General features: G+C 38.2%; 11 protein-coding genes. All 11 read right to left on the bottom strand.

Features of this window, described 5'->3' with window-relative positions:
- Positions 1 to 129: 129 nt before the first annotated feature.
- The 11 genes from rpiB to NQ185_RS13040 all read right to left on the bottom strand — a co-directional run bounded on the left by rpiB (position 130) and on the right by NQ185_RS13040 (position 11,195).
- Positions 130 to 603, bottom strand: coding sequence for a ribose 5-phosphate isomerase B (gene rpiB / locus NQ185_RS13090; protein WP_257582340.1), 474 nt, complete (start codon positions 601 to 603; stop codon positions 130 to 132).
- Positions 604 to 651: 48 nt separating this feature from the next.
- Complete coding sequence (locus NQ185_RS13085; RefSeq protein WP_257582438.1) at positions 652 to 1,467, bottom strand: carbohydrate ABC transporter permease; 816 nt, start codon at positions 1,465 to 1,467, stop codon at positions 652 to 654.
- Between the two features lie 102 nt (positions 1,468 to 1,569).
- Positions 1,570 to 2,460 carry a carbohydrate ABC transporter permease gene (locus NQ185_RS13080; protein ID WP_257582339.1) on the bottom strand — a complete coding sequence of 297 codons (891 nt, stop codon included), beginning with the start codon at positions 2,458 to 2,460 and terminating at the stop codon, positions 1,570 to 1,572.
- Between the two features lie 109 nt (positions 2,461 to 2,569).
- Positions 2,570 to 3,907, bottom strand: coding sequence for an ABC transporter substrate-binding protein (locus NQ185_RS13075; RefSeq protein ID WP_257582337.1), 1,338 nt, complete (start codon positions 3,905 to 3,907; stop codon positions 2,570 to 2,572).
- A gap of 90 nt (positions 3,908 to 3,997) precedes the next feature.
- Positions 3,998 to 5,482: an aldehyde dehydrogenase family protein gene (locus tag NQ185_RS13070; RefSeq protein ID WP_257582335.1), complete on the bottom strand. Its 1,485-nt coding sequence runs from the start codon at positions 5,480 to 5,482 to the stop codon at positions 3,998 to 4,000.
- Positions 5,483 to 5,490: 8 nt separating this feature from the next.
- Complete coding sequence (locus NQ185_RS13065; protein ID WP_257582333.1) at positions 5,491 to 6,657, bottom strand: iron-containing alcohol dehydrogenase; 1,167 nt, start codon at positions 6,655 to 6,657, stop codon at positions 5,491 to 5,493.
- Between the two features lie 13 nt (positions 6,658 to 6,670).
- A complete protein-coding gene (locus NQ185_RS13060) occupies positions 6,671 to 7,744 on the bottom strand; it encodes an Ldh family oxidoreductase (protein WP_257582332.1) in 1,074 nt (357 codons plus the stop codon).
- Entirely contained in the window at positions 7,741 to 8,418 is a 678-nt protein-coding gene (locus NQ185_RS13055) for an RraA family protein (RefSeq protein WP_257582330.1), read from the bottom strand. Before NQ185_RS13055 ends, NQ185_RS13060 begins: the two co-directional genes overlap by 4 nt.
- Before the next feature lie 16 nt (positions 8,419 to 8,434).
- Entirely contained in the window at positions 8,435 to 9,292 is an 858-nt protein-coding gene (locus NQ185_RS13050) for an NAD(P)-dependent oxidoreductase (protein ID WP_257582329.1), read from the bottom strand.
- A 78-nt stretch (positions 9,293 to 9,370) separates the two neighbouring features.
- Positions 9,371 to 10,078: an RraA family protein gene (locus NQ185_RS13045; protein WP_257582328.1), complete on the bottom strand. Its 708-nt coding sequence runs from the start codon at positions 10,076 to 10,078 to the stop codon at positions 9,371 to 9,373.
- A gap of 85 nt (positions 10,079 to 10,163) precedes the next feature.
- Positions 10,164 to 11,195 carry a LacI family DNA-binding transcriptional regulator gene (locus tag NQ185_RS13040; protein WP_257582327.1) on the bottom strand — a complete coding sequence of 344 codons (1,032 nt, stop codon included), beginning with the start codon at positions 11,193 to 11,195 and terminating at the stop codon, positions 10,164 to 10,166.
- Positions 11,196 to 11,303 lie beyond the last annotated feature (108 nt).

Raw genomic sequence — 11,303 nt, 5'->3', positions numbered from 1 at the left:
TGAAACTATACTCTACCATGTTAGATTGTTTCTATATTGAAGATTGAATATCCTTTATTAATCGGTATAAAAAAGAAAAATAGAACAAGGCACAAAAAACTTCGTGCGCATGTCCTTTACCAAATAGTTCTATTTAATATAATTTTGTAGTTCACGTGCTGTTTTTAACTCTATTTCTCGAAGCTTATTCACCCTTCTTCTAAAATGTTCCTCAGTACTAAATTCTGATTTCAAAAAAGTTGCCATTATTTCTTTTGCGAGGCGCTCACCTATTATTTGTGCTCCTATGCATAAAACATTCACATCATCATGTTCAACACATTGGTGGGCAGAATATGTATCATGTGCAACGGCTGCCCGAATTCCTGAAAATTTATTAGCGGCTATACTTGCACCAACACCAGTCCCGCAAATCATTAATCCTCGTTCAGCCTCTTTATTGCGTACCGCGTTGCATACTTTCTCGGCTATATCTGGAAAATCAACAGGTGATTTGCTATTACTGCCAAAATAGATAACCTCTATATTTAATTCTTTTAAAAGATTAATAATATAATCTTTTAAAGGGTAGCCAGCATGATCATTTCCAACAGCTATCCTCAAATATATTCACCTTCCTAATTTCACAATTAATTTTTGGTTGCAATATGATTAACCTTTTACTCCACCAGTAGTAATTCCCTCTATTAAATAACGTTGGAAAAAGATAAAGACTGCAAACAAAGGAACTAAGGATAACGTAGACATGGCAAACATTGAACCCCAGGCACTTTTTCCGGAAGAATCGAGAAACATTCTTAATCCAAGCGCAACTGTATATAAATCGATATTACTTATATAGAGCAGCTGACCAAAAAAGTCATTCCATGTCCAAATAAATGTAAAGATCATTGTTGTGACTATCGCAGGTAATGAGAGTGGCATCATTAAATACCAGTAAATTCTGATTGGCCCGCAACCATCAATTTTCGCAGCTTGTTCTAACTCACTTGGAATACCTCTCATAAATTGAACAAGAAGGAAAATGAAGAAACCTTCTACCGCAAAAAACCTCGGTAAAGTTAAAGGGAGGTATGTGTTAACCCATTCTAGATGGTTAAAAATAATATATTGAGGAATGATCGTAACATGAAATGGCAGCATTAAAGTCACGAGCATTATCGCAAACCATATTTTTTTCATTGAAAAGTTTAGTCTAGCAAAAGCGTAAGCAGTCATTGAGCAAGATAATACATTTCCAACGATTCCTATAAATATGATAAAAAAGGTATTTATAAAGAACCTGCCAAATGTAATACCGGACAAACCAGCCCAACCATTTACGTAATTTTCAAAGGTTACTTTTGTTGGAAAAAAAGATATACCTGTAAAGATTTCTGTTTGTATCTTAAAAGAACTACTGACCATCCAAAGCAATGGATACAGCATGGCCACCCCGAGCAAAATAATAAAAATGTGAATAAACATATTCCTAAAGTTCTTCTTGCTTTTATAATGGTTTCTTCTCACTAGAGGTTCATCCCTCACTAGCGATTCTGTAGTCTTTACAGTATTCAAGAATGTTCACCTCTATTCCTGGTAATAGACCCATCTTTTGGATGAAACAAAGACGAGGGCAGTTACGAAAGCAATAACAACTAATAAAAACCACGCCATTGCTGAAGCAAATCCCATTTGGAAATGAGTAAATCCTTTTTGATAAAGATATAAAGTATAGAATAGTGTTGAATCTAAAGGTCCTCCACTACCGCCACTTACGATGTATGCGGAAGTAAAAGCTTGGAATGCTCCAATGATCCCCATTACTAGATTGAAAAACACTACTGGAGTAATCAATGGGAGGGTGATAGCAAAAAATTGTTTTACTGGTCCGGCCCCATCTATCGTTGAGGATTCATATAGTTCAATTGGAACTTGCTTTAATCCCGCTAAAAAAATAACCATGGAAGAACCAAATTGCCATATCATTAAAATGATAAGTGTATATAGAGCCGAGTCCGGATTTGAAATCCAATTCATTCCCTTAATACCGATTGATCCTAATAAATTATTAACAAGTCCGTCTCCACCGAATATTTGACGCCATAAGATTGCGACAGCCACACTTCCTCCAAATAATGAAGGTACATAATACATTGCTCGGTATATACCAACACCCCGAATTCCTCGTTTTAAAAGAAGCGCAACAGAGAGGGCAAATGTTAATTGGAGGGGAACACCAAGAAAAACATATTTAAGTGTTACTAATACACTGCTTTGCCATTTTGGATCATTAAACATTGACAGATAGTTTTTTAAACCTATCCATTCTGGAGCGGTAAACATATCGTACTTAGTGAATGAAAGGTATAGAGAAGCCCCCATTGGTATGGCAGTGAATGCTAATATGCCGAGCAGCCATGGAGTAAGGAATAAGTATCCCACCCAATTTTTATGCCACCAGGCCTTCATATAAGTCATAAAAGCCAACTCCTTATAATAGATTTAACCTATCGAAAAAATGATGCAATGATGTTTACTTAACCTAAAATCATTGCATCATTGAGTTCCATCTATTTCTTTTGATTGGTTATTGTAAAATAGATTCTGCCTGTTTCATAAAATCCTCAGCTGCTTGTTCTACGGTTTTTTGCCCGTAAGCTATTGCCTCAGCATTATCTTCAAAAGCCTGAACTACTTCATTATTTCCAGCCGGTGCATAAGGAGCTGGCCTTCCTAGCGGAACTGTTTTTTGTATGAATTCTACTGCTCTTGCTTCTGCAGGATCAATTAAATCCATAACTAAAGTAGACATTTTAGTACCTGCTGGAGGACCTTGCTGAACTTTAAATAGTTCAACAGCCCTTTCAGAGTTTATAAAGAAGTCAATAAACATGGCTGCTTCTTCAGGATGCTTTGATTTTTCGGCAATACTTAAATAGGCACCTTCAATATATTCCCCGTTCGGAGCCCCAGCCATTGTTGGAATCCTAACCATCTGAATTTCACCATTATCAAATTGTTCCTGATACAAATTAATTTGATTAGCCGGGAATTGCCCAATCGCAGTTACCCCTGTTACAAACATATTAGCTTCAAGAGGCGCGTTGGCAAATTCATTTCCAGTTGCCGCGTCGGGAATTAAATCCTTCTTCCGAAGATCATCCCACATACTCCACCATGCGACTACATCTTCTTTATCGTAACCAACCTTTCCGTCTTCGGTAAAAAGATCCTTACCTCTTTGACGGGTAAAATATCGAAATATATTATTATAGGCTCCACTGGAATCAACTAATCCCCATTTTTTTTCGTCACCTATTGCTTGTTTTAATTCAGCTGCTTTTTCAGCCATGTCTTCCCATGTCCAATCAAATTCCGGATAATCTATACCAAGTTCATCAAATACCGCAGTATTGAATGCATATCCAGGCATCGTCAATCCTTGCGCCACCATGAAGATATTTCCATCAACTTTTCCGCTGTCTACTGCCGATTCTGGAAAATCGGATAGATTGATATTCTGAGAGTCTACTAGCTGATTTAAATTATACAAAGCATTTCTCCGTGCATAGTCGGAAACATAAAATTGATGCATGCTAACCACGTCGGGAGCATTTCCACCCGCTATTTGTGTTGCAAGCTTATCCCAATATTCATCCCAACCTCCAAATTCCCTTTTCACTGTAATGTTAGGATGCTCCTCTTCGAACCTATCAACGATTCCGTTATATACTTCGTTCCTACTTGTATCTCCCCACCAAGCAAAGCGGATTTCTACCTTTTCATCCTTTGAAGATCCACTTTTTGAGCCATCACTTGAACTACCGCTTGATCCTCCTGAACTATCCTTTGAACACGCTGCCATTATTACTAACATAAATACAGCAATGAGTAACAAAAACGGCTTTTTCAACAGTTTGCTCACCCTTTTTCCTCCTTCTTTTGTTTCGTATATTTTTAACAGAGATACATCTTTCTTTCGAAAGACCCCCTTTGTAAAGGGCAGTAAACACCATTAAGCCTTAACATAAATAGCTTTCGAAGATGTATAAAAGTCCTGATTCGAATGACCGATCGAGAATGCACCAAACCCGGAATTTTTCACTCCACCAAAAGGAATATGTGATTGACTTGCTGTTCCGTGATTGACATGAACCATCCCTGCCTCAATTTGTTCACTGAATTGGTTTGAAATTGATAAATTATCCGTGAAAACAGATACAGCCAGTCCATATTCGGTACTATTAGCCATCTCAATTGCCTCTTCCATATTTTTGGCTTTTAAAACAACTAATACAGGGCCAAAAATTTCTTCACGGGCAATTCTCATATCTTTATGAACATTTACAAAAAGTGTTGGTGATATATAATTACCCTCTTTGTTGCCTTCAATTTTGGCGACGGTTCCACCTAGAATAATTTCGGCACCTTCACTTTTTCCTAACTCTATATATTCAAGAATATTTTCATACTGATGTTGATTTATCACTGGCCCCATGTTTGCATTTTCTTCCCATGCCGGCCCGACCCGAATAGCCTCCATATATATCCTCAGATGTTCGATGAGCTCATTTGCCTGTTCTTCTAACACAATTACTCTACTTATTGCCGTACAACGTTGACCCGAGCATGTGAAAGCAGCACTTACAATTTGCTTTGCAGCAAATTCTAGATCATGATAATTCGCTACAACTGCGGCATTTTTCCCTCCCATTTCCAACTGGGTTTTTATTAATCTAGTTGCAGCTGTTCTATTAATCTGGATACCAAGTTTAGTTGAACCTGTAAAACTAATTCCTTTTACTAATGGATGAGTTACTAACGAATCGCCAACTTTACTTCCCGATCCGTTAATCAAGTTGACTACACCTTCTGGTAGACCAGCTTCATGCAATAATTCTATTAATCTTACTGCCGACCAAGGTGTGTCAGATGATGGTTTTAAAACTACAGTACAGCCATAGGCAATGGCTGGTGCAATTTTTCTAACTGGTGTGACAATGGGAAAATTCCAAGGAGATATCGCTGCAATTACACCTATTGGTTGAGATATTACTTGACATGTTATTCCGGGAATTTCAGAGGGAACGGTCATGCCATTTACCCGATATGCCTCACCAGCATTAAAACGCGTCTCAGCTGCTGCCCTCTTAACTTCCCCCCGTGACTCACTAAGCACTTTTCCTTGTTCAGAAGATAGAATATAGGCTAATTCTTCTTCGTTTCGCTCCAATAAATCAGCAAATTCATTTAAAACTTTGGCTTTTTCAGAGGCAGTTGTTTTTTTCCATAGTTGAAAAGCAGCATGTGCAGTTTGAACAGCATATTCTACATCATCTTTATTTGATGATGGAAAAAGCCCGAGAACCTTATTAGGAATGGCAGATTCATATAATGGGAATGTTTGACCACTTCTGCTTTCAAGCCATTCTCCATTAATATAATTTTTAAAAATCCCTCCAGAATGCGCTTCAATCCAGTCCCGCATCTTATTTGCCATCTAACTTATCACCCTTTCATTCCCATAGCTGCTCTGCAAATATTTTTTAAATCCTCAGTCGAAGTAAGTCTAGGATTAACAGGAACATTTCCCGATTCCATTGCTTCTTCTGCGATTAAATTTAAATCTTTCTCTGTAACTCCAAAATCTGATAATGTTTCATGAATACCTATATCTTGTTTTAATTGACGAACGGCAACAACGGATTGATATGCAGCATCCCTAGGTGACAATCCTTCAATTGGCATATCAAATAGTTTCGCTATTTCACGGAACTTGCTGATATTTCCAACCAAGTTAAATTCCATTACTTCAGGTAATAATATTGCATTAACGGTGCCATGAGGTATATGAAAATAGGCTCCTAAAGGCATAGCTAATGCATGGGAAAGACCTAGTCTAGTAGAATTAAATGCCATAGCCGCTATTAAACTTGCAAGGAGCATATTGTATCTTGCTTCTTTGTTGTCTCCTTGTGCAACAGCTGTACGCAGGTTTTCATTTATTAACTTCATGGCCTGTAAAGACTTCCCCTCGGAGATTGGCTGGGTCGCTTTATTTACATAGGATTCCAATGCATGTGTCAAGGCATCCATACCTGTTGCAGCTGTCACCTTCGCAGGTAATGATAGTGTCAATTCCGGATCGCAAAGTGCAAGATCGGGGCAATTGAACGAACTCCCAACACTCAATTTAACCTTTTGAAGCTTGTCAGATAATACTGACCATATCGTTAGTTCGCTTCCCGTCCCTGCAGTAGTTGGAATTGCGATTACAGGTTTTCCTTTATTCGGTACTTTATTAATTCCGACATAATCCCTAATATGGCCTTTATTCCCAAGCATTAAACCAATGGCTTTTGCCGTATCTAATGAACTTCCTCCGCCAAGTCCCAAGATAACGTCACAATTCATTTCCAACGCGAGTTCTTTACCTTTCATTACTCCTTCGATATCCGGGTCTGGCTCAACTTCATTAAATATTTCATATGGGATTCCTGCTTTTTCTAACACTTCACTAACAACACGAGCCACACCAGCCTTTTCAACTCCTGGATCTGTAACAATTAACGCTTTCGTACCGTTTAAAGCCGCTATATGATTTTGCAAAAAATTAACTGCTCCATTTCCAAACTCAATTGTCGTTGGGATTTCATATCTAAAAATCCTATCCATATATGCCACCTTCTTATTCGAATACTTCCTCTGGATTCAATAAATAATCATTTATATTTAGATGGTAAATTTCTCCCCATTTTCTTAACTCTTCTTTTACCTTTATAGGAAGTTCGATACCATATTGCTTTCGTTCTTCAACATGCTTTTGTTCAATCTCACCGGGAATATAGATTTCCTTAACCCCCGAAGCTTTAGGTTCAGCCTTAATTTCGTCAAAGTACTGGTCTATTCTTTTTTTAAACTCTTCAATTGGCATGAATTTTTTTATATCAATTCCGATAAAAAAGTGTCCTACATTTTGTGTTTCTTCCCAGTTTTCATACATATTATTTACATATTTCCCAAAACCTGCTCCTGTAAGAACCCCACTAATAATGTCAATGAACATCGAAAGACCATATCCCTTTGCACCACCCATAGGCAGTACTGATCCTTCCAATGCTTCTGTCGCATCTGTTGTCGGGTTCCCATATTTATCAACTGCCCAAGTGTCAGGTATTTCTTCTCCTTTTTGTGCAGCTACGATAATTTTCCCTCTAGAGACAACACTTGTTGCCATATCTAAAATAAACGGCGGATGCTTCCCAGTTGGCACTCCCACGGAAAAAGGATTCGTACCAATGAAAGGGCGAACCCCTCCAATTGGAGGCATCGTTTGGGAGGCGTTTGACGTTATAATCATAATCAAATCCTGCTGTATTGCTTTTTGTAAAAAATAAGCGCATGTCCCAAAATGGTTGGAATGTTTGACTCCCACTGCTGAAATACCGGAACTTTTGGTCCTTTCAATTGCTAAATCCAATGCTTTTGTTCCAACTATAGCTCCTAAGCGGTTGTTCCCATCTAATAGAGCAACAGGGCCGTTTTCCTTTATTTCCATCTCAGAGTCTAGGTTGATCATTCCTGCTTTTAAACGCCTTAAATATATATCCGTTCTTACCACGCCATGTGAGTCCACACCTCGGAGATCTGCCAATATGAGTGATTCCGCCACTATTTGTGCATCATTCTTTTGTAATCCTGCTTTTTCGAATAATTGTGTACAATAATTTTGTAATTGTTTCCAATAGTATTTTCGGTTCAAACAAACACACATCCCTTTTTCCGGAGCGTTTCATCTACCCAGCTACGATCTATCGTTTCAAGTTCGATTTGTTCAAACATAAGCTGTTCCCGCTTTTCTTGTTCTATAGCAAGATTTAAAATGTGTTCAGCGTGTTGCAGTGGAACGGCTATAACTCCATCCATATCACCAATAATGATGTCTCCAGGGTTAACGATCATATTCCCAATCGTTATAGGCTCATTGATCTCCCCAGGTCCATCTTTATATGGCCCCCTATGTGTAGATCCTTTAGCGAAACAGGGGAAATTAGATTCTATAAAAGCATCCGTGTCGCGAATCGCCCCATCAATAACAAATCCATTAATTCCTTTTTTTTGCGCAAGCCTCATCATAATTTCGCCAACAATCGCTTGGGTCGTTTCTCCCCCGGCATCAACCACAATTACGTCCCCCGGCTGGGCAAGATCTATCGCTTTATGGACCATTAAGTTATCTCCTGCTCGAGTTCGAACGGTTAAGGCTGGACCAACAAGTCGACCATTTTTATGCAATGGTTTTAGATTTGCATAAGCGCCTTGTAGACGGTTCATATTATCACTTAGTAAGGGTGTAGCGATATTTTTAAAGCGTTCGAGTAAATCTTTGTTTGGTCTCTGATCAAGTGATGATATGCGAAAACCTATAGTGTCCATAGACCCCTTTCCCCTCTCAAAGTATTTTTTTACTTATTGCTGAGAAATCCAACTCACCAAATTCTGATTCAGCCTCTTGGTAAAAACGTAATGCATTTTGGGTAAATGGAAGGTTTAGATTTTTCCCTTCATTAGCAGCTATTCCGACATCTTTTCTCATTAATTTCAACTTGAATCCAGGCTTGAAATCACGAATTGTTAGACTATCAATCTTATTCATGAACATCCACGAAGCGCCTGAGCTATTGCCAATCACTTGCTTCATCATTTCCTTATCAATTTCTAATTCTTCACCTAGGGCAACTGCTTCGGAAGCTGCAATCATATGAACGCTCGCTAACATTTGGTTGATTGCTTTTATCGCCTTCCCAGCACCTATCTCTCCTACCAAATAAATTTGTTTTGCCATCCCTTCAAGGACGGGGCGGACTTCTGATAGTGTTTTCTCATTTCCTCCCGCCATAACGGTCAATGTTCCTTGTTCAGCTCCGATTGTCCCCCCACTTACGGGAGCATCTAGCACTTTTAAACCTCTCTCAATATAGGCCTTACTAACCTCTTTCATCATTGCAGGTGATCCTGAAGTCATCTCAATCAATATGCTATGTTGAGGTAAATTACTAATAACCTCATCTGAAAGAAGGACACTTTCCATTTCTTTATCTGCCGGTAAAATTGCAATTAAAATATCGCTATTACTCGCTACTTCTCGTAAAGATGGATGCTCTATTGCCCCTTCATTTATCATTTCATCAACAGGTTTACGGTTTTTATGAGCACATATATGTAATTCATATCCGCTGTTCAAAAGATTTTTTGCCATTGGCAGTCCCATTGCACCAAGTCCAATAAATCCTACTTTCTTTACGGTCATTGCTAATATCCTCCATGATTATTAATCTATTCGAGAGAGAATGACTCTCTCTCGAACGACTGATTTCATTCAATACTTTTATAGAACAGTTTCGTCTGGATCCCATCCAAGTGCTTCATAAAGCCTCTTTCTACCAGCCTTATCTCCCTTTAGTTCTTGATGAGCATATTTAGCAACATCAACTGCTAGTTTTTGCGGAACAACAACAACCCCATCACCATCGGCAACAACAACATCACCCGGATAGATCGCCACACCACCAATGGCAATTGGGATATCTTTTTCATAATAGCGGATACGTCCTTGGTCCATACCTTGAGATACAAATTCTGACCAAACAGGAATACCTTGGTGAATAACTTCATCCGTATCTCGAATTCCTCCACCGTTTGTTAAATAACCTCTTGCCCCTCTTTTCTTATGGTCAAGAGAGTTGTTTGAGCCGATCAAACCAACATCTATTCCACAAACATCAAGACAAATAAAATCTCCTTCTTCAACTTCCTTGCCCCATGGATCCGTACATACATTACCGTAGTACCACTTCACCCATTCTGTATATTCATCGCCTGTTTTATTGGTCATCGGACCTTCAAAAGGCAAGTAACGTGCAGTTCTAGCAATACCTACAGCCTTAGTTCTAAATAGTGGGCGAACTTTTTTATCGACTGTTCCATACCCATGCATTCCAACCCAATCCATACCGTCGCGAACATCACAAACTCTTAAATCCTTATATAGTTCTAACAATTCCGCCCTAGTTACTTCTTGTGTTACATTACTCATTTCATCTTCTCCTTTTTTATAAATGTGATTTCATTTGCTTAATTCTGCGTTCCAAATCACCTTTCAGAAAAGCACGTCACCTCCTTTAAATACTAGTAAACTCAGAGGCTGTTAATTTTTCACTAGATGTCCTTACAATCAGTTCCGGTTGAAGAATAATAGACTTTGAATTGGGATTCTGCTTACCATTGATTGTCTGAATCAAATTCACAGTCGCAATTCTCCCCATCTCATATCCCGGTTGTTTAATTGTTGTTAATGGTGGATCCAAATATTTGGCCCAAATCGTTTCATCGTAACTAACGACGGCAAGATCTTTGGGAATCGATAAACCTAGTTCTCTTATAGCATCAAGAAGTACAAGAGTTATCATATTATTCGTTGAAAAAATAGAATCGACATCAGGATGTTCACGTATGTATTTTTTGATGATTTCATTTAATTCTCGACTTTTTTGATCTAACTTAAGGATCCTAAAATCTTTCGATGTATACCCGTGTAACAACATGGCTGATTGATATCCTTTAAGTCGATCCATCCATGGACTAACATATTCATTATTAAACATAAATACCGCTATTCGTTTACTGCCCGATTCTATTAGATGCCTAATTGCAAGATCTGCACCTTTAACATTATCCACGACAACATTAATAGCATTTTGATTTGATATTCTTCGGTTGATCACAACGACCGGCATTTCGTTAATCATCTGGTTATATAATTCATCATTTAAAACAGTAGGATTAATAATGATTCCGTCTACCTGTCTTCTTTGAAACTCTTTAATGTATTCTGCTTCTTTCTCCTGATCTTCATTTGTGTTACAAATCATTAAATGATAGCCCATTCTGTGGCTGGCATCCTCCACCCCCTCTAACACATTCGTCCAGAAAGGATTTTTTAAGTTGGATAAAATAACACCTATCACATTAGTACGCATTAGCTTTAGTCCTTTTGCCAATGCATTTGGGCGGTAATCCAAGTCTCTGATCGCTTGTAAAACTCGATTTTTCGTTTCAAGTGTTGCATGTGCAAAATTGCCATTCAATATACGGGAAACTGTTGTTTTAGAAACTTGGGCTTTTTTAGCGACATCACTTATCGTCACTTTCACACTTTTCAGCCCCTTATCTTTTGGAAACCGATACACCATAGAAAAAAATATATCCAACATTGGAAATCGATTAACAATTGTTTAAAACTTTATACTTGAGTTTTTAAG

The sequence above is a fragment of the Lederbergia panacisoli genome, assembly GCF_024626525.1.
GTDB classification, from domain to species: domain Bacteria; phylum Bacillota; class Bacilli; order Bacillales; family Bacillaceae_C; genus Lederbergia; species Lederbergia panacisoli.
Note: the sequence above shows the minus strand (reverse complement) of the source record. Positions and strands in the feature narration are given on the sequence as shown.

Bases quoted from the DNA above. Each gene is read 5' to 3' on its own strand.
- NQ185_RS13085 (WP_257582438.1), bottom strand. From the start codon at position 1,467: ATGTTTATTCACATTTTTATTATTTTGCTCGGGGTGGCCATGCTGTAT.
- NQ185_RS13080 (WP_257582339.1), bottom strand. From the start codon at position 2,460: ATGACTTATATGAAGGCCTGGTGGCATAAAAATTGGGTGGGATACTTA.
- NQ185_RS13070 (WP_257582335.1), bottom strand. From the start codon at position 5,482: ATGGCAAATAAGATGCGGGACTGGATTGAAGCGCATTCTGGAGGGATT.
- NQ185_RS13065 (WP_257582333.1), bottom strand. From the start codon at position 6,657: ATGGATAGGATTTTTAGATATGAAATCCCAACGACAATTGAGTTTGGA.
- NQ185_RS13055 (WP_257582330.1), bottom strand. From the start codon at position 8,418: ATGGACACTATAGGTTTTCGCATATCATCACTTGATCAGAGACCAAAC.
- NQ185_RS13050 (WP_257582329.1), bottom strand. From the start codon at position 9,292: ATGACCGTAAAGAAAGTAGGATTTATTGGACTTGGTGCAATGGGACTG.
- NQ185_RS13045 (WP_257582328.1), bottom strand. From the start codon at position 10,078: ATGAGTAATGTAACACAAGAAGTAACTAGGGCGGAATTGTTAGAACTA.